Raw genomic sequence first — 18,504 nt, 5'->3', positions numbered from 1 at the left:
CCGTACCTACGGGCCGCCGCCCCGGATGACGGCCGGAGCGGCGGCGACGGCCGCACCACGAAGGGAGAAACGGCCGTGCACCAGTTGTACATCGAGAAGACCAGCCCGCGAGGGCGGCAGATCTGCGCCGCGCTCACCCTCGCGCACCTGCTGGAGATCGGCCTCCCTGCCGCCAAGTGGGAGATCACCGACACCGGCGAGATGTTCGGGGTCGTCCGCGCGTCCGGCAATGACGCGCTCACGGCGATCTGCGACTACGCCGAGTTCCTGCACCGGGCGGTCGTCCGGGTGGACGCCGACGACGGCGTGACGGCGTGGACCAACTGCTACGTCCTGGCCAGCTATCGGGGCACGGCGCTGGGCGTGTGGGCGCAGGTCCGCCGCCGCCCGCTCGACCGGACGGAGGCGGCGTGATGCAGGACCCGAACGGACGCAAGGCGTTCACCGAGGCCCTTCGCGAGGCTGCGGACTACCTCGACGCGCACGGCGAGGTGCCGCTCCCGGGCCGCGCGGAGCTGGTGGTGCACGCGGACGGATCGGACGCCGACCAGCGCGCTGAGGTGGACCGGGTGGCCGAGTTGCTCGGCACCACGCCCACCGGGACGTCGCACTACCGCGCGAAGCGGACGTGGGGACCGGTCGCCTACGAGGTGATCGCGATCTCCGAGGCGAGCATGGCCAAATACAACGCGCTGATGTCCTACGGCGGCAGCATCGTCCCCGAGGACGGTGCGCCGTGACCGCCCCGCTGAAGCCCTGCGGCACGGTCGCCGCTTACAGCAGGCACCTCTACCACGGCGAGGATCCGTGCCGGGAGTGCCTGGCGGCCATCAACACGGCGAACAAGCCGCGCGGGCGCGCCAAGTGGGAGCTGGCCCGGCTGCACTGGGACACCTTCCTGGCGCTGCGGGCCGAGGAACTGGCGAGCGAGCCCGACGCGGGGGAGGACAGCCTCCGGCGGGCCAGCGGCCGGGCCGGGACGCGGCTGGCCTCGCTGCACCCCGGCGAGTTCGCCGGGCTGCTGGCCAAGCACCGGGCGCGGCTGGCGAAGGAGGTGTCCCGGTGAGCCCGCTCCAGCCGTGCGGCACCCGCGCGGCCTATGCCCGGCACCTGTACTACGGCGAGGAGCCCTGCGCGGAGTGCCGTCGGGCGAACGCCGACTACTCGATGGCCCATCCCGGGAACCGGGTGGTCGCGGCTCGCGCGCGCAACGTGGTCCGCGACCGGCACCGGGCCGAGTTCGACGCGCTGCTGTCCGCCGAGCGGCGGCGCTCCCCGTCCCAGCCCCCCACGGCCACCTACATGAGCGCCAAGTACGAGCTGGCCCGCATCTACGACGCCGAGTACCGGGCGGTGCTGGCCGATCTTCTGGACAAGGAGGCGGCATCGTGAGCGCCCCGTGCGGCACCACGTCCGGCTACCAGCGGCACATCAGGCATGGCGAACGGCCGTGCGACGCCTGCCGGAAGGTCAACAGCGCCCACACCTACGCCAGACACGGCGAAGCGCAGCGCGCACGCACCCGTGCGCTGACCCGGCTCGCCCACGCGCATCCGGACGCGTTCGCAGCCCTGGAGATCCGCGAGTTCGCCGCCGACGGCGTCACCACCCGCAGTGGCCCGGCCTACCAGCGGGCCCACCGCCGCGCCAAGTCCGAGCTGGCCCGGCTGCTGCCCACCGAATACGCCGACCTGCTGGCCGCCGAACTCGCCGCCGAGGCGCACCCCGTCGCCACCCGCCAGGAGCCCCGATGAGCAGCGACCTGCGGCCGTGCGGCACCCGCGCCGCCTATGAGCGCCACCGACGCCACGGCCAGCCGATCGACGAAGCGTGCCGCAAAGCCAAGTCCGCCTACGTCTACGCCAAGCGCGGCGGCTACCAGCGCGCCCGCAACCGCGCGTTGACCAGGCTGGCGCGCACCTTCCCGGAGATGTTCGCGCGGCTGGAGGCCGAGCACTTCGCCGCCGATGGCGTCACCAGCCGGAGCGGAGGGGTCTACCAGCGCTCCCGCAGACGCGCCATGGCCGAGCTGGCGCGGACCCTGCCGGAGCGGTACGCGCCGCTGCTGGCCGCCGAACTCGCCGCCGAGGCGCGCCGCATGAACCCCCCGGCCGACCAGGAGTCCCGGTGAGCCGCACCTTGCAGCCCTGCGGCACGCGCGCCGCCTACAAGCGCCACAAGCGGCGCGGTGAGCAGCCCTGCGAGCCGTGCCGCCAGGCCAACGCCGCCTACATCAGGCCCACCGGCAGCGCACGGCACCGGGCGCTGAAGGCGCTGGCAGAGCGCCACGCCGCCGAGTACGACGCCCTCTACCGGACCGAGCTGGCCCGCAGCCAGGAGACCGACGATGACTGAACCCCTCCCCACCCCGATCCTCGAAGCCCTCCGCGCCGCGCAGGGCCGCCACGACCGGTGCGCCGAGATCACCGCCGCTCAGGCACTGATCGACCCCGAAATCGCGCAGTACGAGAAGGCCCTCGGCGAACTGCGCGGCCGGCACGCCGACCTCGGCCGCGAACTCACCACCGCCCGCGACGACGCCCGCCGCTACCTGCGCATGGCCGTGCTGCTGGCGGGTGAGGAGCACCTCACCATCCCCGCCGCGCTCCTGCCCGGTACCCAGGCACCGGCGCAGGTGCCGCCGACGCTCGCGGACGAGGACCCGTGCGCGCACGGCGCGCACGGCATGTGCACCGGCGACGGCTGCGAGTGCGTCTGCCACGCCGCCGCCGCGCTCGGCTACGCCGACGAGACCCAGCGCGCCGAGGCGATCCACACCGCCGGGGCCTCCCGCGAGCTGCCCGAGACGACCACCCCGGACGGGGGTGAGCCGCCCGCCGGCCGGTTTCATCCCGCACCCGAGGACGGCGGTGAGAGCGATGCGTGAGCCCGTCCGGGTCGGCCGCCTGCGCGCCGCGTGGGCGCTGTGGCTGGCCCGCCGCGACACCTACCCTGCCCGCCACCTGAAGGGACACGCGGCATGACCGAGCCGACCGAGTTCACCATCGAGGCGATCGTTCTGCGGCGCGCGCTCACGACTGCGCTTGCCTTCACCGATCGCACCGGCACGTGGCCCGCGCTAGAGAACGTGCAGGTCAAGGTGATCGATGACGGTATCGAGTTCGCCGCGACCGACCGGTACACCCTGTACTGGGAGCACGTGAAGGTCACCGGCGAGCCGTACGGCCTGCTCATCCCGGCGCATATCGCGCGCCGCCTGCTGACGATGGTTCCCAAGGGCACGGCCCGCAAGCCCGTCATGGGCATGGTCTCCTTCGCTCGCGTCGAGGGCCGCGTCACCGCCCGGTTCCTCGGCGAGTTCGAGGAGTTCGAGACCTCGATCACCTTCACGCCGCCCGAGTTCGACGGCTTCCCCGACTACCAGAAGATGCTCGACGGCTGGTCCGAGATCGACCCCAAGACCTACGCGCACGAGGTGCACCTCAGCCCGCACTTCATGGCGAGGGTCTCCCGGGCCATCACGGCTCGCGGGCACATCGTCGAACCGATCAGGATCTCGTTCCTCACGGCGCACAAGCCGGTGGTGCTCCATGGCCCGGACGGCTTCAACGCGATCATCATGCCGGTCCGGACGGGCGGCGCTTCATGACGACGCTGCTGTCCCTGATCCCGCTCGCCGCGCTGGCCACCGCCGTCGCCGCCATCTGCTGGGCAGAGGCGCGCGAGCGCGTCGAGCGGGTCCGGCGCGACGGCCTCGGCGAGATCGACGCGCGGCGGGCTGCGGCCGCCGTGCGCGAGGGCGGCCTGCGCCCTCCGCCGTCCGAACCCGGCGAGGAGGCAACGTGACCCGCCCGCTGAAGCCGTGCGGCACGCCCGCCGCCATCATGCGGCACCGACGCCGCGGCCAGCCGCTCTGCGACGCCTGCCGCAAGGCGCACGCCGCGTGCAAACGGGAGTGGCGCAGGACCGGCCGCTACCGGCTACCCGATGGCTGGACGGCCTCGTGACCGCCGCCTTCACAGACCCCACCCCGGCCGCCGCAGCGAGGGGAGCGGCCGGGGTGGGCACCCTTCGCCGCGCGCCTGGCGATCGGCCTGCCTGCGGCAACTGCGGCGAGCCGTGTCCGGGCAGGCCCCAACGCGGATGGTGCAGTGCCTGCTACTTCCGCTGGTACCGCGCCGGTGCCGACCCCGAGGCCGATCCACCCGCCCCGCGAAGAGGCCGGGCCCGGACGGCAGCGATCCGCGAGGACTGCGCCTGGCTGATCGAGGGCGGCCTGTCGGTCGAGGAGGTCGCCACGCGCGTCGGCGTCACCCCGCAGACCGTCCGCCGCCACATCGCCCCGCCCACTCCGCCTCCGGTGTGCGCGCATGCCGACTGCGTGGCGTCTGCCACCTTCCGGCGGTGGTGCGACGAGCACAGGGACCTGCGCCGCGCCTACCTCGCGGCGCGCGCCGCGGAACTGTCCCGCTGGTCCGCCGCCTGCCGCATCGGCGTCTACTGGCGCACCACCTACCGGTGGGAGCCCGGCGAGCCGGGCGTCGGCCGGCCCCGGAAGGAGGCCACCGCATGACGGACCCCGCAGTTCCCGGCACCGTCGCCGTCACTCAGGCCCCGCCGGGCATGGGCGACTGGGACCTGCGCGGCCTGTGCCGGGACCATCCGCAGCTCCTGGAGGCCACCAGCACGGCGGGAGTGAAACTCGCCCGCGCCCTGTGCGCACGATGCCCCGTCTGGCGGCCGTGCCGCGCCTGGGGGCTGGGGCTGGGCACCTACGCCCACCCCGACCCCGGCGGGATGATCGGCGGCCTGACCGAGCTGGAGCGCCGCGCCGTGCGCCGGGCGATGGGACGGACCGGGGCCGAGGCCGAGCCGCAGGAGGCGGTGCCCGCCCCGATCGACCTCAAGGAGTGCACCCGCTGCGGCGAATTCAAGGCGCTGGACGAGTTCTACCGCAACAAGACCACCCGCGACGGCCGGGCCTCGGCGTGCAAGAAGTGCGAGTACAAGGCCAAGCAGCAGTACCGGCGGCAGCGATGACCGACGAACTCGACGCGCGGATCCGGCTGCTGGAGGCCGAGCGCGCCCGCCCCGACCCGCCGGGCGACCCCAGCGTGGTGGAGCTGATGCGGCGGCTGATCAGGACGCTGCACGCCGCCTACCTCACCCCACCCGACCGCGACCTTCTGCGGTCCGCACGCGGCACGGACGCCGCAGAAGGAGGAGCGTGATGGCCCGCACACTGGTGACCCTGCGCACCCACGACGGTCGGGAGGTCGCCTACCCGAGGCCGTCCGGGAAGGCCAAGTTCACCCCGCAGACCGGCGCCGGGATCTCGTGGGCGAAGTGGAGCTGGAACCCGGTCACCGGCTGCCTGCACGGGTGCGACTACTGCTACGCGCGTGCGATCGCCACGCGGTTCCCGAACGCCTTTCCCGCCGGGTTCACGCCGCTGTTCCACGAGGAGCGGCTCGCCGCCCCGGTCAACACCAGCGTCCCGGCCAGGCACCAGGGCGACCCGGCGTGGCAGCGGGTGTTCGTGTGCTCCATGGCCGACCTGTACGGCCGGTGGGTGCCGGACGAGTGGATCACGGCCGTGCACGAGGCGATGGCGGGCGCGCCCTGGTGGCAGTACATCCTGCTCACCAAGTTCCCCGCCCGCTACGTCGGCCTGGACCTGCCGCCCACGGCATGGGTCGGCACCTCAGTGGACGAGCAGAAGCGCGTCCGGATCGCCGAGGACGCGTTCCGGCACCTCGACGGCGGGGCGGTGAAGTGGCTGTCCCTGGAGCCGCTGCGTGAGCCGCTGGAGTTCACCGACCTCAGCGTCTTCGACTGGGTGGTGATCGGCGCGCAGACCGGGACCCGGCAGCCGGACGGCGCCGTCCCGGCGTTCGCGCCGCCGCTGGAGTGGGTCGCGCGGATCGTCGCGCAGGCCCGTAAGGCGGGCTGCAAGGTCCACCTCAAGCCCAACCTCGTCAACGGCCGCCCCGGCATGACGCTGCCCGACGAGTACCCGACAGCCCGATAGCCGGGCCGAGTGCCCCCTGACAGCACAGGAAGGAGGCCGTAGGTGCCCTGGGTCCGCTTCGATGACCAGTTCCCGATCCACCGCAAAATCGACGGATTGTCGGACGCCGCCTTCCGGCTCCACGTGTCAGCCATCTGCTGGTCCGCTAGGAATCTGACCGATGGTCGGATCTCGGCAGCAGAGCTGCGCATGGTGGCAAGGATGCGGCGGCCGGACAAGTTCGTCGATGAGCTGTGCAGGTCGGGACTCTGGCGTCGGGTGGACGGCGGCTGGCTCATCCACGACTACCTGGAGTTCCAGCCGTCCCGCTCGAAGGTAGAGAAGGGCCGAGTCGCCAAGGCCGAGCGGCAGCGTCGCTGGTTGGACAAGCGCAAGAACGGCCCTGTGGAAAAACCTGTGGACAGAGACGCGTCTATAGACGCGTCTCAAGACGATGCCCCGTCCCCGCCCCGCCCCGAAGGAAGCGGGGCCGGGGACCGGCCCCGAGCGCGCGGCGCGCCCGGCCGGACCGGACCCACGGGTCCGGCCGGGCGCGCCGTGCCGCCGTGGTGCGGCCAGTGCAGCGACGACGTGAAACGCCAGATCGAACTCGACGACGGCCGCGTGGCCCGCTGCCCTGAATGCCATCCGCTCCGAGAGGACACCGCATGATCATCGATCGTCTCGACGCCTGGTGGTGCCGCGTGCTCGACGAGCGCGCCCGCCGCCGCATGGTCCGCGCCCTGCGCGCCGAACAGAAGCTGCTCCGCGACCAGCTGGCCTACTGCGACCGGCAGTACCACGCCGCGACCGGCCAGCACATCCCCGACCTCGACGACCGCCGGGAGCACACGTGAGCGCGAAGCGCATCCAGCGGAAACGCACGCGCGGTTCGCGCCTGGCCGAGGGAGCGATCTACGTCGGACGCGGTACCAAGTGGGGCAACCCCTGGCGCGCCGTCAGCAGCCGGACGGTCCGGAACCAGTGGCACCAGGAGGTCTGGTGCGCGCCCGGCGAGGCGCGCGGCGTCGCCGCCCGCCGGTACCGCGAGGACTTGCTCGACGGCCGCCTCGACTTCGACGTGGAGGACGTCCGCCGCGAGCTGGCCGGCCACGACCTCGCCTGCTGGTGCCCGCTGCCCGAGCCCGGACAGCCCGACCACTGCCACGCGGCCGTGCTGCTGGAGATCGCGGCCGAGGAGCCGACGTGACCGCGATGCCCACGGCCGACAACCACGGCCACTGGTGGCTAACGACCTTCGCGGCGCGGAACCGGCTGCACGCCGTCCCCGCCACAGCGCCTGACCCCGACGACGAGGACGCCTGCGAGGCGCTCCGCCTTAACGAGCTGACGCTTACGGCCCGCTGTGGCGTCACGACGGTCATGGCGTGGCCCGGCCTGTTCTCGCGGCTCAGTCGCCCTCGCTGCGCGCACTGCTGCCGCGCGCTGGGCATCCCGCGCGGTCACGGAACCCCCGGCAACGAGGCGGCGCGCGCCGGGCGAGGCCCGTCATGACGGGCCCGTGCCAGAGCGCCACGTCGGACGGCCGCCGGTGTTTCGCGCCAGCGACCCACCGCGGCACCGGCGGATGCGTGCACGAGCACGTCTTCGCCATGCGGCTCTGCGACGATCACGTCCCGCTTCTGATCGAAGGCCAGCTCAACTGCATCTTCTGCTGGAACGGCGGTGCGGGCCACCCGTGCCTCATCCGGGGCCGCCTCGAACGTCTGGAACCCGTCGAGGTGATCACGTGACCGAACCCAGCCGTGCCCAGGTCATGAAGCCCGGCCACTGCTCGTTCTGCGGAGGCCCCGGCGAGCGCGGCCCGTCCGGGGCCTGGTGGCACACCGGTGAGTCCTGCCATACCGGCTACGGCGTCCTCCCAGCCGGGGCGGTGCCGCGCGGCCCGCTCGGCGGGCCGGGGGAGTGGCCGCCGCGCTTCGTCCCGGAGGAACCGTGACCGACCGCGACCCCGAGCTTCAGCGCGCCGTGGACGCCGCCACGCGCGAGCTGTCCCGCCGCGTGGCGCACGTCGCCGCGCTCGCCGACCCGGACGCGTGGGCCGCCGCGTTCATCGCCGCCATGTGCGAGGAGGGCTGGCGTCCGGTGCCGCGTCCGGCCGAGGCGGTCATCGCGTCCGGGCCGCGTGACCCCGACCTCGCCCACCGCCGCGCCGCCGAGGCGCGCGCCGCTCTGCGCGAACGCCGCCAGGAAACCGAACGCGCCCCGGCCGGGCCCGAGTACCTCGCAGCTCCTCAGCACCCCGACACCAGGGACCCCCGATGACCGAAACGCCGATGGCACGCCAGTGGCGCGAACACCTGCACGCCGGCCGCTGGCGGCGCGCCCGCATGACGCACGACCCGCACCTGCCGGGCCTGTACTGGCCGCCGCGCCTCACCGACCGCCCCACCGCCCTGGAGACCCGCGATGCCACCTGACCCCGCCGTCCGGGTCTGCGCCGCCCGCTTCACCGCCTCGCGCCTGCCCGAGGGCCACCCGGACGCCGTCGCGTTCACGATCTCGGTCGAGTACCAGGGCGGCGAGCGGTGGTCGGTGTCGCACGGCCTGCTGATGCTCGGCGGCGATGGGAAGTGGTCGCCTGGCTACGAGGGCCCGTTCGGCTGGTACGAGCCCGAGACCGAGGCCGACCGCGCGGCCTACGAAGCCGCGTTCGGCGCGTGGCGGGACGCCCACCTGTTCACGCTTGCCGACGCCCTCGACCTGGCCCGCGAGCACGCGGCGAAGCTGGTTGTGAACGGTCTGACCGTTGCCGACGTCCTCGCCCGGACGGAGGAGGACGCGTGATCTGCGCCAGATGCCAGCGCCGCGACCACGAGGGATGCCTGTCGCCCGACTGCGCGTGCGGTCACCGGGGGAGCCCCGTCCGGCCCCTGGCCTCCGCCGAACGGCAGGAGGTCCGCGCCGGGCGGCTCACCGCCACCGTCCTGCCGAGGGAGACCCGCGCCGCCCGCATCGCCGGAGGCGACACGTGAACGCGGCGGAGCGACTCGGCCACGATCTCCAAGACGCCATCACCGCCGCCGGGCGCGCGCAGATCACCGTCGCCGAGGAGATCGGCGTCTCCCAAAAGCACCTGTCTCAGATGCTGATCGGCAAGGCGCACCTGTCGCTGAAGTGGGCCGAGAAGATCGCCGAGGCGTGCGGGCGTGCCTTGGTGGTCGCGGTCGTGGACCCGGACGACGACCTGCGCGCCCGGCTCCGCGACGCTATCGACCGCGACGGGTTCAGCATCGAAACCCAGACCGACGCGGCGATGCGGATCGTGCAGCCCGTCCTCGACCGCGCCTGCGAGCGCACCGCCTACCTCGAAGCGAAGGTCGCCACCCTCGACCGGCTGCTGGAGGGGTTCCCGGACGCGCACGCCGACTTCGGGCACGGCTGCGCCGACTGGTGTTTCCGCTGCCAGCTCGACAGGCTCCGCGACCGCGCGGAGCGCGCCGAAGCCGCCGCCGACCGTGTCCGCGAACTGGTCGGCACATGGCCCGCAACCGAGGCCGATGCCGTCGAGCCCGAGGACTGGCCTCTGTACGTCGCGCGCCGCGAGATCCTCGCCGCCCTCGAACCCGTCTCGGAGGAGCCCCAGTGATCGACCGCGTCTGCCGTGCCCTGGTCCGGCTGCTGTCGGCCCACCCCGAACGCCACGACCCGCCCGCCCCGCGACCCACCCGCCTGGTCAACCGCATCGTCTGCTTCGACCGCCACGGGCATCCGCACGCCAGTGACGCCCCCGAGGAGCAGTTCGGCCGCCGATTCGATGGCATGCCGTTCCCCGCACACGTTACGGGCGCCAACGCCGAGGACTGCCCGGCGTGCACCGGACGCCGCGACCTGCCTTACCCGTTCATCTGCCCCGGCACAGACCCCACGGAGACGCCGTGACCCCCTCCATCGGCCTCATCATCGGCGACGTGCGAGGCCGGGCGTGAACGCGCTGCTGGCCATCGCCGGAGCGGTCGCCTACCTCGCCGTGGCCGCCGCCATGATGCGACTCCTGGCCTGGGTCGGCGTCCGCTGGTTGGACGGGCGCAACGACGAGTTTGAGATCTTCGGCGGGCTCGCGTGGCCCGCCGCCCTGGCGGTGATGGCGGCCGTCGAACTCGTCACCGGCCTGCACCGGCTGGCCACGCGCGGCATGAGGGAGGACAGGTGAACGAGCAAGTCGAGGTGTGGAGCCGCCGATTCGTCAGACCCCGTATCGACTTCCTGCGTCCTGCCAGACCGCATCCTCTCGCGGCCTGGAACCGTTACGGCGCGATCCCCGGAACGCCCTTCCGGGGCGTGACGATCGGCATGGCGTTCATGTGGCGCGGTCGCGGCGTGGGCATCCGCTGGGCTCGCCCCCAAGTCCACTTCGAGGAAGCTCGATGACGACAAACGACCTGTGCGTGACCGACCACGGCGACGACGAGCGCCGCGCCCTGCCCGCGCTCCGGTTGTGCGCCCGGTGCTACTACGACCTGCGCTTCGACCTCGACGCGCTGCCGCGCCTGTACGACGCGCTCGCCGAGGCCCTGGCTGTCACCGGAGGGGCGGGGCAGCGTGTCACCGGTTCCTCCGGCCATCCGCTCCCGATCAATCCCGCCGTCGCCGGCCACCGGGACCAGATCCGCCACGACCTGATCTGGTGGGCCCTGCACGTCGCCGACGCGCGCGGCCTCACCCTGCCCGAGTCCACCGTCCGCGCCGTGGCCGAGCTGCTGGCCCACCAGGTGGACTGGATCGCGGCGACCCTGCCCGCCGCCGCCGAGTCTCCGCCGGTGTTCGCCGAGCTGGTCCGCCGTGCCCGCTCGCTGCTGGATCCGGTCCGCCGTCTGGCGACGGGGGAGCGGTGCCGGAGCGCGGATGAGGACGGGCAGCGCTGCACGGGCACCGTCTCCATGGTGCTGACCCGGGCCGAGGCGTGGGAGGCCCGGTGCTCGCGGTGCGGTCCGCAGGAGGCCGCGCCGTACCTGCGGGACACGATCGCGGGGCGGATGGTGACGGCCGAGCGCGTGCAGACCTACGCGCTGCGCTCGTACGGCCAGCAGGTCACGGCGTCCACGATCCGGTCGTGGGCGCACCGCGGGCACATCCGCAGCGAGGAGCGGGGCGGGTCCGTCTGGTACGACCTCGGGTCGGTCTCCCGGTACCTGGCCGCGCGGCAGGGCAGGATGGCGGGATGAGCGTCCCGGACCGCGAGCATCTCAAGGGACGGCGCGTGCGGCTCACCCTCAACCCGTGGGCGGTGCCGGGGCCGGTCGTGGGCGAGTTCGCCGGGCAGGGCGAGCGCGGGCTGACCATCATCACGGCGGGCGGAGGACGGTTCGCCTACCGCCATGACGAGATCGCGAAAGTGGAGGCGGCATGAGCCATTCCGAACGCGTCGAGGTGCTCGTACTGCTGACCGTCGGGGACGACGCCATCGTGGTCGTTCCCGCGCGCGACGACCGCGAGGTCAGAATGCCGTCCGCCGTGATCGCCGGTGATGCCGGAATTCCCGTCGGTGAGCTTCCGGGCAGGCGGTTCGCCGCGACGTGGACGCAGGTCGCCGACCGCGAGTACACGCTCGGGGAATTCGTGCTGCTGAATGATCCACGCGTTTAGCCGCGCAGATCTTGGCGCATTCTGGCCAGCCTTTCCAGCTTTATCTCTCCACAATTTTCGGCCAGCGGCGTAGTGTGGAATTGCCGGGAATCGGAGTCGGCACCTCCGGCCCCGGCGGATCACAACCTCGGCCGCCCACGAAAGGGGCCCACGATGGAACCGGAACGCATGGAGCAACTGATCGGGCGCTGGACCGCCGCGTACGAGGGCATCGCCAAGACGCTGCGCTGCCTGCCCGAGCCGATCAGCCTGCCGCCGCTCGGGGGCGCTGCGGACGACCTGTCCGGCGACCCGATCGGGACCGCGATGGACGCCGCCGCCCGCGCCGCCGGTGAGCTGTACGGAGCCGAGGGGGACGTGTCCGAAATCGGGCAGGTGCTCCACGGGTCGATCATGTTCTGGCTCGCCGCCTTCGACACGCTGCTTCACCTGCGCGCGCTCGGCACCGCCTATCGCGAGGAGGTCGCGATGGTCCTCATGCGGCAGGCGATGGGGCAGGCGCTCACCGCACACGAGATGATCCACGGGCGTGAGCCGATGCCGCCCGTCCCGCCGCCGTCGCTGAACTGACCCGCACCAAGGGCCCCGGACGATCACCGTCCGGGGCCCTTCTCGCGTGCCCAGGGGGCCGGTGGGAACGAACACGCGCGCGGCATGCTCGCGGCACTCCCACCGGCCCGAACCTCGGCCCCAAGGGGCCGCCTCCATCGTAGGCGGGATGCCGCCGGCGGTCATGGCTCGCGCTTGGGCGGCCTGCCCGCGCGACGCTCCCAGGTGGCGAGGAAGCGCCGGACGTCGGAGCCGAGCCACACCGACCCGGACGCCAGTCGCGCGACCGGCGCGGGGAAGTCCGCGCGCTTGACGATCTGGTGGACGCGCTGCCGCGAGATCCTTTCCTGCGGGGAGTTCCCGCCGATCGCCTCGACGATCTCCTGGACGCCCATGAGTTCGGGCGCGTCCCGTGCGGTGTGCGTCTCGTCCCAGAGCCGGGTGTCCATCCCGACCACCTCCCCGCGGTGCTCGCGCAGAGCTGCCGCGATCTCGTGGCGCGCGTGCTCCTGGGCGGCGCGCAGTGTGGCCGCCTCGACGGCCAGTAGCGCCGACACCCGGTCGGCCGTCCCACTGCTGGGACTGGTGTGAACGGCGAGCCTGCCGAGGATGTCTGCCAGCTCTGCGGCCAGTGCTCGGGCGCGTTCGTCGTCGGCCTCGGTGGCGAGGTCCACTCGCACGCTCCATCGCGGCATCCGCCGCCCTCCTCGCTGTCGCTGGTCAGCCGCGCTGCCGCGCCTGCGCTCATGGTCCCTGCCGAGCTTGCGCACTGTCAAGGATTGGCCGTCCGAAAAAGGTTGACAGTCCGCAAGGTTAAGCGGACGATTGAGGTAGTCCAGCAAGGCAGGTGACCTGCGATGACGCCCATCGCGCCCCCCAGTGCCGCCGCACTGTTCGCCAACCAGGCCCTCATGATCCGCGCGGCCGAATTCGAGCGCCCGGTCCTGATCGCCTACTCCGACGCCGAGGGCGTCTCCACGCTCCGCATCATCGAGCCGTACGCGGTGGAGACCACCCGCGCGGGGCACCTGCTGGTCCGCGCCATGGACCGGCTGTCGGAGGAGCCGCGCACCTTCCGCCTTGACCGCATCGTGTCGGCCGACCTGCTGCGCGGCCCGCTCCTGCTGGACCGCCCCGCCCGCGACGCGCTCACCCGCATCCGGGAGGAGATCGCCCGGATTCAGCCGACCGGCTACTACAGCGACGCCGCCCGCTGGACCCCCGATTGCCCGATCTACCCGTGAGGAGTCCCGTGATGATCAACCCGCTCGGCTTCGGTGTCCTCGTCCGCTACCACGGCTCGCTCGAAGACCGGCACGGCGTCTACGAGATCTCCGGGACCTGCCTCGACAACCGGGCTGGCACCTGCCGCTACCACCTGGCCCCCGTCGGAGCGGGCACCCTCATCCGGCACGTGCGGCCCACCTCGATCACGCCCCTGACCGCCGCCGAGATCGCCGAGTACACGGCGGAGGAGCGCATCCGCGCTGAGATCGCCGAGGTGGACCCGGACGGGTTCAGCGGCGACGCCGCCCGCTGGACCCCCGACCTGCCCGTCGTCCCCTGACTCACACGCCCTACCGGCAGGCATCCGGGTTCAAGCCCCGGAAGGGCACGTCGTATCTCACCCCCCATCGGGAGGACACCGTGTCCAGCAACATCAACGAGGCGTTCGCCGCCGAGCGCTCCACCCAGATCGACACCGCCCGCGCCCGCCAAGCCGCCTGGGACCAGCGGGTCGCGTCCGGCAAGCTCACCCCGGTCGGCAACGGCCGCTACCGGGTCACCGACCCGGGCTCGTACGACAACGGCGAGATCCTGGTGAACCAGGGCGGCCTGATCCTGCCGCAGCACGGCCTGGACCTCACCGGCACCGGCGACGCCGCCCTCTACAGCGCCGTCCCCGCCTGGCACGGCCTCGGCCAGATCATCCCCGGCGGGATCAGCGACATCGATGAGGTGCTGCGCCTCGCCGGGATCGCCTGGCAGGTGGAGCGCCGCAGCGTCCGCTACAGCGTGGACGGCGAGATCCGGACCGTCCCCGACGCCTACGTCACCGTCCGCGACGACACCCACGCGCCGCTCGGCGTGGTCGGCGGGAAGTACCGCGAGATCCAGAACCGCAGCCTGTTCCGCTTCCTGGAAGACCTGGTAGGTCAGCAGGGCGTGGTCTGGGAGTCCGCCGGATCGCTGCGCGACGGCCGCAAGGTGTTCGTCTCGATGCGCGTCCCGCAGGCCGTCACGATCGACCCGGGCGGCCTCGACGACACGATCGAGCTGTTCCTGGTCGCGATCAACAGCCACGACGGGACCAGCACCGCGCAGACCGTGGTGACGCCGTGGCGGCCGGTCTGCGCCAACACCGAGCGGTTCGCGGTCCGCGACGCGCAGTACCGCTGGACCATCCGGCACACCTCCCGCGCGCTGGACCGGCTGGAGGAGGCCCGCCGCACGCTCGGCCTTACCAGCGCCTACGCCGCCCGGTTCGGGGCCGAGGAGACCGCGCTCGCCCGCACCGACCTCGCGGTGAACGAGTTCGACCGGGTGATCTCCGACCTGTGGGAACCGGCCAGCGCCGACGACCCCCAGCGGACCCGGACCAACGACACCCGCCGCCGCGACACCCTGCACGCGATGTACCGGACCGAGGCCGAGCGCGCCGGACGGACCGCCTACGCCGCCGAGCGGACGATCACCGACTACCTGGACCACGTCGCGCCGCGCCGCCCCGGCAAGTCCATGACCGAGGAGATCGCCCGCGCGACCGCCGCGCTGGAGGGCACCGACGACGACGTCAAGACCCGCGCGCACCGCCGCCTCATGCGCCTTGTCGGCGGCGGAGTCCAGACCGGCTGACCCACCCGACCCCCGAGGGACCGGGCACCTCCGCACCCGCCCGGTCCCTCGGGCCTTCTCAGGAGCGCGCCATGCCCACCCCCCGGCCCCTGCGCAAGACCCCCCGGACCACGCCGACCGACCCCGCGAAGCCCACCGCCGAGCCCGCCGCCGAGCGTCCGGCCCGCAAGGGCATCAAAGCCGCCGCCGCCGTGCTCACCCTCACCGCCGTCTGCGGCACCGCCGCCTACCTGTGGTGGCCGTCCGGCGGGCACGCCCACCCCGCCACCCCCCCGAAGGTCGCCGCGCCGCGCGTGCTGGACCCGTCCGTCTATACGCCACCGCCCACCGCGCCCGCATGGACCCCGAGCGAGATTCCGACCGCTACCAAGACCCCGAAGTCCGCCGCGCCCGCGCCCGCGCCGTCCGCCGCGCCCGTCCCCAAGCCCGCACCCGCACCCGCGAACCCCAACCTGCCCACTGCACCGGCCGCACCGACCGTCCGCCCCACCATGCCGAAGACGCCGTGCCCGGCCACCCCGCTCGCCGCCCGCGCACCCGCCCCGCAGCCCACCACCCCGAGCCCTGCCCCGACCACCCCGACCCCGACCGGGACACCCGCGCCGACCGTGACCGTCACGGTCACCGTGACCGTCACCGCGCGCCCGAGCCCCACCCCGACACCCGTACCGACCGCGACCCCCACGTGCGGATGAAAGGGCGCATTGCGGCGCATACCGGTGCGACACGCCCTTTGCAGCGAGAGCCGAGGTTGCGTCGCAGGTCAGAGGTGTGCAACGCTGCCGCATGTAAGCCATCCGAGGTATGGCCTCAGCCCGGCGCAAGCCGAGGTTCAAACGAAGCCCGCTTGAGCGACAGCTCGCGGGCTTCTCTCATTCCCCCAGCAAAGCGCCCCGGCGATCGCGTCCACGATCCCGGGGCCGAGCCGACTACTACGGAGTCGAGCTATGGCCCACATTAAGGGCAGGCACCAGTTCGCCATCAACGTCAACCGCAGCTACGAGGGCGACCCCGAGGCCACTCGCAAGCGGCGCATCAGCGAGGCGTTCGCCGCCCTCGGCCCCGTCGTCTACTTCATCCGCGACGGCGACCTCATCAAGATCGGCCACAGCGGCAACCTCAAGACCCGCCGCCGCGCGTTCACCTCCGACCTGACCGCCATCCTCGCCGTCACCCCCGGCGACCGGGACCTCGAACAGGCCACGCACGAGCGGTTCGCCGCACAGCGCGCCAAGCGGCGCGAGTGGTACCACCCCGCGCCCGAACTGATCGCCCACATCAACGACCTCCGCGCGGCGATGAACGTCCCGCCGATCACCAGCTGGCACGCCGACGACTGAGACCGGGAGGCCAGCGTGAGCAAGCGCAGCACCGACCCCGGCAGCACCACCGCACGCGGCTACGGCACCGCACACCAGACCCTCCGCCGCCAGCTCCTCGCCGACCTCGCCGCCTGCCCCGGCCAGCCCTGCACCCGATGCGGCCACCCGATGTACCCCGACCAGGCGCTCCACCTCGACCATGAGGACGACCGCAGCGGCTACCGGGGCCTCGCGCACGCCGCGTGCAACGTCCGAGCCGGAGCGATCAAGGGCAACCGCCAGCGACGGGGCAAGCCAGCACCACGGCGGGCATGGTCCCCGCCCCAGCCGAGCCGCTGGTGACATCGCCGCAGGTCAGCGGCGTGATCAACGATCAGTCGCCACGTTTTCGCAGGTCAGCGGCTTTTTGATCTTCGGTCGGTCTGACCCGCCGCCATCAACTTTTTCGTGTGTGCAGCCCGACCGGGGGGACCCCGCCGGGAACGCGGCTCGCAGCAGCCTGCCGGACGAGGTGGACCAGTGGCCGATCAGCAAGAGCCGGGCGAGGTCGAGTCGGCGGTCTCGCGGACGCTGGCCGGCCTGGAGGAGGTCTCGCCGCTGCACGAGGGCCTGACCGCGCTGTCCCGGGTGCTGGCCCGCAAGCTCGACAACGACGCCGGGATGGCCACGGCGGCGGTCGCGCGGGAGCTGCGGTCCACGTTGGAGGCGCTGGCCGACGCGGGGGGCGATGGTGACTCGGACGCCCTTGCTGACCTCGTTGCGCACCTGTCCTCCCCGGTGGGGGACGCCCAGGAGTGACCGCCCGACGCTCGGGGCGCGGGCAGCCGAGATCGCCGAGACGCTCGGGACGCCGCTGATGCCGTGGCAGCGGCACGTCGCGGACGTGATCCTCGAAGTCGATCCGGTGACGGGCCTGCTGGCCTACCGCGAGGTGGTCCTCACGGTCCCGCGCCAGTCCGGGAAGACGACGCTGCTGCTGGCGCTGATGGTGCACCGGGCGCTGGGGTTCGGGTCGCGGCAGAACATCCTGTACTCGGCGCAGACGCGCGGGGCGGCCCGCAAGAAGTGGGAGGACGAGCATCTGGTCGCGCTGGAGGCGTCGCCGCTGCGGTCGCTGTACCGGGTGCGCAGGCAGCTCGGCCAGGAGGCGTTCCGCTGGCGCAACGGGTCGATCCACGGCCTGACCTCCAACACCGAGAAGGCGGGGCACGGCGAGACGCTCGACCTCGGCGTCATCGACGAGGCGTTCGCGCAGGAGGACGACCGGCTGGAGCAGGCGTTCAAGCCCGCCATGATCACTCGTCCGCAACCGCAGCAGGTCGTGATCTCGACGGCGGGCACGATGCGGTCGGTGTTCCTGCGCGGGAAGGTGGACGCGGGCCGCAGGCGCTGCGAGGCCGGTGGACACTCCGCGGTCGCCTACTTCGAGTGGTCGGCCCCGAACGACGCCGACCCGGCCGACCCGGCGACATGGTGGGAGTGCATGCCCGCGCTCGGGCACACGGTCACCGAGGCGGCGGTGCGGGCCGACTTCGAGTCGATGAAGCTGCCGGAGTTCCGGCGCGCCTATCTGAACCAGTGGCCGGACGCGGCCCCGGACCAATGGCTCGTCCTCGGCCGGGACGCCTGGATGGACCTGGTGGCGACGCTGCCGGATCCAGACCTGATGGCGCCGGTGGCGTTCTCGGTGGACGTGACGCCCGAGCGGTCGCACGCGTCGATCGGGGTGGCAGGTCGGCGCGAGGGTCTGACGCTGGTGGAGGTCGCCGAGCACCGGCGCGGTACCGGGTGGGTGGTGCCGCGCCTGGTGGAGATGTGCGAGCGGTGGGGGCCGTGCGCGGTGGTGATCGACGCGGCCGGGCCGGCGGGTTCGCTGATCCCGGACCTGGAGGCCGCGGGCGTCGCGGTGACCAAGCCGTCCATGCGGGACCTGACGCAGGCGTGCGGGGGTTTCATCGATGCCGCACGGCCCCAGGATGGCCCGCCGACGCTGCGGCACGCGGGACAGCGGGCCCTTGACGAGGCGGTGGCCGGGGCCGTCCGGCGGTCGCTGGGCGATGCGTGGGCGTGGTCGCGGCGCTCGTCGGCGGTGGACATCTCGCCGCTGGTGGCGGTGACGCTCGCCGCCTGGGGGCGGAGCAAGTTCGGGGCCAAGGCGGGGGCGGTCAACGTGATGGAGAACGTGTGGTGAGGGGGCCT

At 73.0% G+C, this 18,504-nt stretch carries 41 protein-coding genes; 40 read left to right on the top strand and 1 reads right to left on the bottom strand.

What is annotated here, in order from left to right; translation table 11 throughout:
• Positions 1 to 75 precede the first annotated feature (75 nt).
• From FHU30_RS22480 to FHU30_RS22325, 32 genes are all read left to right on the top strand, one after another.
• The gene (locus FHU30_RS22480; RefSeq protein ID WP_253878519.1) at positions 76 to 414 is read left to right on the top strand and encodes a hypothetical protein; all 339 of its coding nucleotides are present in this window, start codon (positions 76 to 78) and stop codon (positions 412 to 414) included.
• Positions 414 to 740 carry a hypothetical protein gene (locus FHU30_RS22475; protein ID WP_253878518.1) on the top strand — a complete coding sequence of 109 codons (327 nt, stop codon included), beginning with the start codon at positions 414 to 416 and terminating at the stop codon, positions 738 to 740. Before FHU30_RS22480 ends, FHU30_RS22475 begins: the two co-directional genes overlap by 1 nt.
• Positions 737 to 1,066: a hypothetical protein gene (locus FHU30_RS22470; RefSeq protein WP_253878517.1), complete on the top strand. Its 330-nt coding sequence runs from the start codon at positions 737 to 739 to the stop codon at positions 1,064 to 1,066. The genes FHU30_RS22475 and FHU30_RS22470 overlap by 4 nt, the downstream gene beginning before the upstream one ends.
• Positions 1,063 to 1,392 (top strand): hypothetical protein, encoded by a 330-nt coding sequence (locus tag FHU30_RS22465; protein ID WP_253878516.1) that lies wholly within the window; start codon positions 1,063 to 1,065, stop codon positions 1,390 to 1,392. The genes FHU30_RS22470 and FHU30_RS22465 overlap by 4 nt, the downstream gene beginning before the upstream one ends.
• Complete coding sequence (locus tag FHU30_RS22460) at positions 1,389 to 1,754, top strand: hypothetical protein (protein ID WP_253878515.1); 366 nt, start codon at positions 1,389 to 1,391, stop codon at positions 1,752 to 1,754. The genes FHU30_RS22465 and FHU30_RS22460 overlap by 4 nt, the downstream gene beginning before the upstream one ends.
• A complete protein-coding gene (locus FHU30_RS22455; protein ID WP_253878514.1) occupies positions 1,751 to 2,131 on the top strand; it encodes a hypothetical protein in 381 nt (126 codons plus the stop codon). Before FHU30_RS22460 ends, FHU30_RS22455 begins: the two co-directional genes overlap by 4 nt.
• Entirely contained in the window at positions 2,128 to 2,355 is a 228-nt protein-coding gene (locus tag FHU30_RS22450) for a hypothetical protein (protein WP_253878513.1), read from the top strand. The genes FHU30_RS22455 and FHU30_RS22450 overlap by 4 nt, the downstream gene beginning before the upstream one ends.
• Positions 2,348 to 2,887, top strand: coding sequence for a hypothetical protein (locus FHU30_RS22445; protein ID WP_253878512.1), 540 nt, complete (start codon positions 2,348 to 2,350; stop codon positions 2,885 to 2,887). Before FHU30_RS22450 ends, FHU30_RS22445 begins: the two co-directional genes overlap by 8 nt.
• 93 nt (positions 2,888 to 2,980) lie before the next feature.
• Positions 2,981 to 3,610 (top strand): hypothetical protein, encoded by a 630-nt coding sequence (locus FHU30_RS22440; protein ID WP_253878511.1) that lies wholly within the window; start codon positions 2,981 to 2,983, stop codon positions 3,608 to 3,610.
• Complete coding sequence (locus tag FHU30_RS22435) at positions 3,607 to 3,807, top strand: hypothetical protein (RefSeq protein WP_253878510.1); 201 nt, start codon at positions 3,607 to 3,609, stop codon at positions 3,805 to 3,807. The genes FHU30_RS22440 and FHU30_RS22435 overlap by 4 nt, the downstream gene beginning before the upstream one ends.
• Before the next feature lie 214 nt (positions 3,808 to 4,021).
• Positions 4,022 to 4,534 carry a helix-turn-helix domain-containing protein gene (locus FHU30_RS22430; RefSeq protein WP_253878509.1) on the top strand — a complete coding sequence of 171 codons (513 nt, stop codon included), beginning with the start codon at positions 4,022 to 4,024 and terminating at the stop codon, positions 4,532 to 4,534.
• Positions 4,531 to 5,001, top strand: coding sequence for a WhiB family transcriptional regulator (locus FHU30_RS22425; RefSeq protein WP_253878508.1), 471 nt, complete (start codon positions 4,531 to 4,533; stop codon positions 4,999 to 5,001). The genes FHU30_RS22430 and FHU30_RS22425 overlap by 4 nt, the downstream gene beginning before the upstream one ends.
• Entirely contained in the window at positions 4,998 to 5,192 is a 195-nt protein-coding gene (locus FHU30_RS22420) for a hypothetical protein (protein ID WP_253878507.1), read from the top strand. Before FHU30_RS22425 ends, FHU30_RS22420 begins: the two co-directional genes overlap by 4 nt.
• Positions 5,192 to 5,992 (top strand): DUF5131 family protein, encoded by an 801-nt coding sequence (locus tag FHU30_RS22415; protein ID WP_253878506.1) that lies wholly within the window; start codon positions 5,192 to 5,194, stop codon positions 5,990 to 5,992. Before FHU30_RS22420 ends, FHU30_RS22415 begins: the two co-directional genes overlap by 1 nt.
• A 42-nt stretch (positions 5,993 to 6,034) precedes the next feature.
• The gene (locus FHU30_RS22410; RefSeq protein WP_253878505.1) at positions 6,035 to 6,643 is read left to right on the top strand and encodes a hypothetical protein; all 609 of its coding nucleotides are present in this window, start codon (positions 6,035 to 6,037) and stop codon (positions 6,641 to 6,643) included.
• Positions 6,640 to 6,828 (top strand): hypothetical protein, encoded by a 189-nt coding sequence (locus tag FHU30_RS22405; protein WP_253878504.1) that lies wholly within the window; start codon positions 6,640 to 6,642, stop codon positions 6,826 to 6,828. Before FHU30_RS22410 ends, FHU30_RS22405 begins: the two co-directional genes overlap by 4 nt.
• A complete protein-coding gene (locus FHU30_RS22400) occupies positions 6,825 to 7,181 on the top strand; it encodes a DUF4326 domain-containing protein (RefSeq protein ID WP_253878503.1) in 357 nt (118 codons plus the stop codon). Before FHU30_RS22405 ends, FHU30_RS22400 begins: the two co-directional genes overlap by 4 nt.
• A complete protein-coding gene (locus FHU30_RS22395) occupies positions 7,178 to 7,486 on the top strand; it encodes a hypothetical protein (protein WP_253878502.1) in 309 nt (102 codons plus the stop codon). Before FHU30_RS22400 ends, FHU30_RS22395 begins: the two co-directional genes overlap by 4 nt.
• 77 nt (positions 7,487 to 7,563) lie before the next feature.
• Positions 7,564 to 7,725: a hypothetical protein gene (locus FHU30_RS22390; RefSeq protein WP_253878501.1), complete on the top strand. Its 162-nt coding sequence runs from the start codon at positions 7,564 to 7,566 to the stop codon at positions 7,723 to 7,725.
• Positions 7,722 to 7,931: a hypothetical protein gene (locus tag FHU30_RS22385; protein WP_253878500.1), complete on the top strand. Its 210-nt coding sequence runs from the start codon at positions 7,722 to 7,724 to the stop codon at positions 7,929 to 7,931. Before FHU30_RS22390 ends, FHU30_RS22385 begins: the two co-directional genes overlap by 4 nt.
• Positions 7,928 to 8,257 carry a hypothetical protein gene (locus FHU30_RS22380; protein ID WP_253878499.1) on the top strand — a complete coding sequence of 110 codons (330 nt, stop codon included), beginning with the start codon at positions 7,928 to 7,930 and terminating at the stop codon, positions 8,255 to 8,257. Before FHU30_RS22385 ends, FHU30_RS22380 begins: the two co-directional genes overlap by 4 nt.
• Positions 8,254 to 8,412 carry a hypothetical protein gene (locus FHU30_RS22375; protein ID WP_253878498.1) on the top strand — a complete coding sequence of 53 codons (159 nt, stop codon included), beginning with the start codon at positions 8,254 to 8,256 and terminating at the stop codon, positions 8,410 to 8,412. Before FHU30_RS22380 ends, FHU30_RS22375 begins: the two co-directional genes overlap by 4 nt.
• Positions 8,402 to 8,779: a hypothetical protein gene (locus FHU30_RS22370; RefSeq protein ID WP_253878497.1), complete on the top strand. Its 378-nt coding sequence runs from the start codon at positions 8,402 to 8,404 to the stop codon at positions 8,777 to 8,779. The genes FHU30_RS22375 and FHU30_RS22370 overlap by 11 nt, the downstream gene beginning before the upstream one ends.
• Complete coding sequence (locus FHU30_RS47175; protein ID WP_253878496.1) at positions 8,776 to 8,967, top strand: hypothetical protein; 192 nt, start codon at positions 8,776 to 8,778, stop codon at positions 8,965 to 8,967. The genes FHU30_RS22370 and FHU30_RS47175 overlap by 4 nt, the downstream gene beginning before the upstream one ends.
• Complete coding sequence (locus tag FHU30_RS22360; RefSeq protein WP_253878495.1) at positions 8,964 to 9,581, top strand: helix-turn-helix domain-containing protein; 618 nt, start codon at positions 8,964 to 8,966, stop codon at positions 9,579 to 9,581. Before FHU30_RS47175 ends, FHU30_RS22360 begins: the two co-directional genes overlap by 4 nt.
• On the top strand, positions 9,578 to 9,874 hold the full coding sequence (locus tag FHU30_RS22355) for a hypothetical protein (protein ID WP_253878494.1): 297 nt from the start codon (positions 9,578 to 9,580) through the stop codon (positions 9,872 to 9,874). Before FHU30_RS22360 ends, FHU30_RS22355 begins: the two co-directional genes overlap by 4 nt.
• A 43-nt stretch (positions 9,875 to 9,917) precedes the next feature.
• Positions 9,918 to 10,145 carry a hypothetical protein gene (locus FHU30_RS22350; RefSeq protein ID WP_253878493.1) on the top strand — a complete coding sequence of 76 codons (228 nt, stop codon included), beginning with the start codon at positions 9,918 to 9,920 and terminating at the stop codon, positions 10,143 to 10,145.
• Positions 10,142 to 10,363 (top strand): hypothetical protein, encoded by a 222-nt coding sequence (locus tag FHU30_RS22345; protein ID WP_253878492.1) that lies wholly within the window; start codon positions 10,142 to 10,144, stop codon positions 10,361 to 10,363. Before FHU30_RS22350 ends, FHU30_RS22345 begins: the two co-directional genes overlap by 4 nt.
• Entirely contained in the window at positions 10,360 to 11,157 is a 798-nt protein-coding gene (locus FHU30_RS22340) for a hypothetical protein (protein WP_253878491.1), read from the top strand. Before FHU30_RS22345 ends, FHU30_RS22340 begins: the two co-directional genes overlap by 4 nt.
• Positions 11,154 to 11,342: a hypothetical protein gene (locus FHU30_RS22335; protein WP_253878490.1), complete on the top strand. Its 189-nt coding sequence runs from the start codon at positions 11,154 to 11,156 to the stop codon at positions 11,340 to 11,342. The genes FHU30_RS22340 and FHU30_RS22335 overlap by 4 nt, the downstream gene beginning before the upstream one ends.
• The gene (locus FHU30_RS22330) at positions 11,339 to 11,578 is read left to right on the top strand and encodes a hypothetical protein (protein ID WP_253878489.1); all 240 of its coding nucleotides are present in this window, start codon (positions 11,339 to 11,341) and stop codon (positions 11,576 to 11,578) included. Before FHU30_RS22335 ends, FHU30_RS22330 begins: the two co-directional genes overlap by 4 nt.
• Positions 11,579 to 11,746: 168 nt before the next feature.
• The gene (locus FHU30_RS22325) at positions 11,747 to 12,148 is read left to right on the top strand and encodes a hypothetical protein (RefSeq protein WP_253878488.1); all 402 of its coding nucleotides are present in this window, start codon (positions 11,747 to 11,749) and stop codon (positions 12,146 to 12,148) included.
• 161 nt (positions 12,149 to 12,309) lie between these two features.
• Here FHU30_RS22325 and FHU30_RS22320 read toward each other — a convergent pair whose 3' ends face one another.
• Positions 12,310 to 12,822 (bottom strand): hypothetical protein, encoded by a 513-nt coding sequence (locus tag FHU30_RS22320; RefSeq protein WP_253878487.1) that lies wholly within the window; start codon positions 12,820 to 12,822, stop codon positions 12,310 to 12,312.
• 162 nt (positions 12,823 to 12,984) lie between these two features.
• Here FHU30_RS22320 and FHU30_RS22315 point away from each other — a divergent pair, with 162 nt between their 5' ends.
• The 8 genes from FHU30_RS22315 (at position 12,985) to FHU30_RS22280 (ending at position 18,496) form a co-directional block, all read left to right on the top strand.
• Positions 12,985 to 13,371: a WYL domain-containing protein gene (locus tag FHU30_RS22315; protein ID WP_253878486.1), complete on the top strand. Its 387-nt coding sequence runs from the start codon at positions 12,985 to 12,987 to the stop codon at positions 13,369 to 13,371.
• Positions 13,372 to 13,382: 11 nt separating this feature from the next.
• Entirely contained in the window at positions 13,383 to 13,694 is a 312-nt protein-coding gene (locus FHU30_RS22310) for a hypothetical protein (RefSeq protein WP_253878485.1), read from the top strand.
• Between the two features lie 80 nt (positions 13,695 to 13,774).
• Positions 13,775 to 14,983, top strand: a complete 1,209-nt coding sequence (locus FHU30_RS22305) for a DUF932 domain-containing protein (RefSeq protein WP_253878484.1) — start codon at positions 13,775 to 13,777, stop codon at positions 14,981 to 14,983.
• A gap of 71 nt (positions 14,984 to 15,054) precedes the next feature.
• Positions 15,055 to 15,678: a hypothetical protein gene (locus FHU30_RS22300; protein ID WP_253878483.1), complete on the top strand. Its 624-nt coding sequence runs from the start codon at positions 15,055 to 15,057 to the stop codon at positions 15,676 to 15,678.
• 252 nt (positions 15,679 to 15,930) lie between these two features.
• Positions 15,931 to 16,323 (top strand): GIY-YIG nuclease family protein, encoded by a 393-nt coding sequence (locus FHU30_RS22295; RefSeq protein WP_253878482.1) that lies wholly within the window; start codon positions 15,931 to 15,933, stop codon positions 16,321 to 16,323.
• Between the two features lie 15 nt (positions 16,324 to 16,338).
• Positions 16,339 to 16,647, top strand: a complete 309-nt coding sequence (locus FHU30_RS22290) for a hypothetical protein (RefSeq protein ID WP_253878481.1) — start codon at positions 16,339 to 16,341, stop codon at positions 16,645 to 16,647.
• Positions 16,648 to 16,824: 177 nt separating this feature from the next.
• The gene (locus FHU30_RS22285) at positions 16,825 to 17,103 is read left to right on the top strand and encodes a hypothetical protein (protein WP_253878480.1); all 279 of its coding nucleotides are present in this window, start codon (positions 16,825 to 16,827) and stop codon (positions 17,101 to 17,103) included.
• A 58-nt stretch (positions 17,104 to 17,161) separates the two neighbouring features.
• A complete protein-coding gene (locus FHU30_RS22280; RefSeq protein WP_253878479.1) occupies positions 17,162 to 18,496 on the top strand; it encodes a terminase large subunit domain-containing protein in 1,335 nt (444 codons plus the stop codon).
• Positions 18,497 to 18,504: the final 8 nt, after the last annotated feature.

Source organism: Actinomadura rupiterrae (assembly GCF_024172125.1).
Taxonomy (GTDB): domain Bacteria; phylum Actinomycetota; class Actinomycetes; order Streptosporangiales; family Streptosporangiaceae; genus Spirillospora; species Spirillospora rupiterrae.
Note: the sequence above shows the minus strand (reverse complement) of the source record. Positions and strands in the feature narration are given on the sequence as shown.

Excerpts from the sequence above, each read along its gene's own strand:
- FHU30_RS22475 (WP_253878518.1), top strand. The coding sequence starts at position 414 with ATGCAGGACCCGAACGGACGCAAGGCGTTCACCGAGGCCCTTCGCGAG.
- FHU30_RS22455 (WP_253878514.1), top strand. The coding sequence starts at position 1,751 with ATGAGCAGCGACCTGCGGCCGTGCGGCACCCGCGCCGCCTATGAGCGC.
- FHU30_RS22445 (WP_253878512.1), top strand. The coding sequence starts at position 2,348 with ATGACTGAACCCCTCCCCACCCCGATCCTCGAAGCCCTCCGCGCCGCG.
- FHU30_RS22440 (WP_253878511.1), top strand. The coding sequence starts at position 2,981 with ATGACCGAGCCGACCGAGTTCACCATCGAGGCGATCGTTCTGCGGCGC.
- FHU30_RS22435 (WP_253878510.1), top strand. The coding sequence starts at position 3,607 with ATGACGACGCTGCTGTCCCTGATCCCGCTCGCCGCGCTGGCCACCGCC.
- FHU30_RS22425 (WP_253878508.1), top strand. The coding sequence starts at position 4,531 with ATGACGGACCCCGCAGTTCCCGGCACCGTCGCCGTCACTCAGGCCCCG.
- FHU30_RS22420 (WP_253878507.1), top strand. The coding sequence starts at position 4,998 with ATGACCGACGAACTCGACGCGCGGATCCGGCTGCTGGAGGCCGAGCGC.
- FHU30_RS22415 (WP_253878506.1), top strand. The coding sequence starts at position 5,192 with ATGGCCCGCACACTGGTGACCCTGCGCACCCACGACGGTCGGGAGGTC.
- FHU30_RS22405 (WP_253878504.1), top strand. The coding sequence starts at position 6,640 with ATGATCATCGATCGTCTCGACGCCTGGTGGTGCCGCGTGCTCGACGAG.
- FHU30_RS22375 (WP_253878498.1), top strand. The coding sequence starts at position 8,254 with ATGACCGAAACGCCGATGGCACGCCAGTGGCGCGAACACCTGCACGCC.
- FHU30_RS22370 (WP_253878497.1), top strand. The coding sequence starts at position 8,402 with ATGCCACCTGACCCCGCCGTCCGGGTCTGCGCCGCCCGCTTCACCGCC.
- FHU30_RS22340 (WP_253878491.1), top strand. The coding sequence starts at position 10,360 with ATGACGACAAACGACCTGTGCGTGACCGACCACGGCGACGACGAGCGC.
- FHU30_RS22335 (WP_253878490.1), top strand. The coding sequence starts at position 11,154 with ATGAGCGTCCCGGACCGCGAGCATCTCAAGGGACGGCGCGTGCGGCTC.
- FHU30_RS22330 (WP_253878489.1), top strand. The coding sequence starts at position 11,339 with ATGAGCCATTCCGAACGCGTCGAGGTGCTCGTACTGCTGACCGTCGGG.
- FHU30_RS22325 (WP_253878488.1), top strand. The coding sequence starts at position 11,747 with ATGGAGCAACTGATCGGGCGCTGGACCGCCGCGTACGAGGGCATCGCC.
- FHU30_RS22320 (WP_253878487.1), bottom strand. The coding sequence starts at position 12,822 with ATGCCGCGATGGAGCGTGCGAGTGGACCTCGCCACCGAGGCCGACGAC.
- FHU30_RS22315 (WP_253878486.1), top strand. The coding sequence starts at position 12,985 with ATGACGCCCATCGCGCCCCCCAGTGCCGCCGCACTGTTCGCCAACCAG.
- FHU30_RS22310 (WP_253878485.1), top strand. The coding sequence starts at position 13,383 with ATGATCAACCCGCTCGGCTTCGGTGTCCTCGTCCGCTACCACGGCTCG.
- FHU30_RS22300 (WP_253878483.1), top strand. The coding sequence starts at position 15,055 with ATGCCCACCCCCCGGCCCCTGCGCAAGACCCCCCGGACCACGCCGACC.
- FHU30_RS22295 (WP_253878482.1), top strand. The coding sequence starts at position 15,931 with ATGGCCCACATTAAGGGCAGGCACCAGTTCGCCATCAACGTCAACCGC.
- FHU30_RS22280 (WP_253878479.1), top strand. The coding sequence starts at position 17,162 with ATGCCGTGGCAGCGGCACGTCGCGGACGTGATCCTCGAAGTCGATCCG.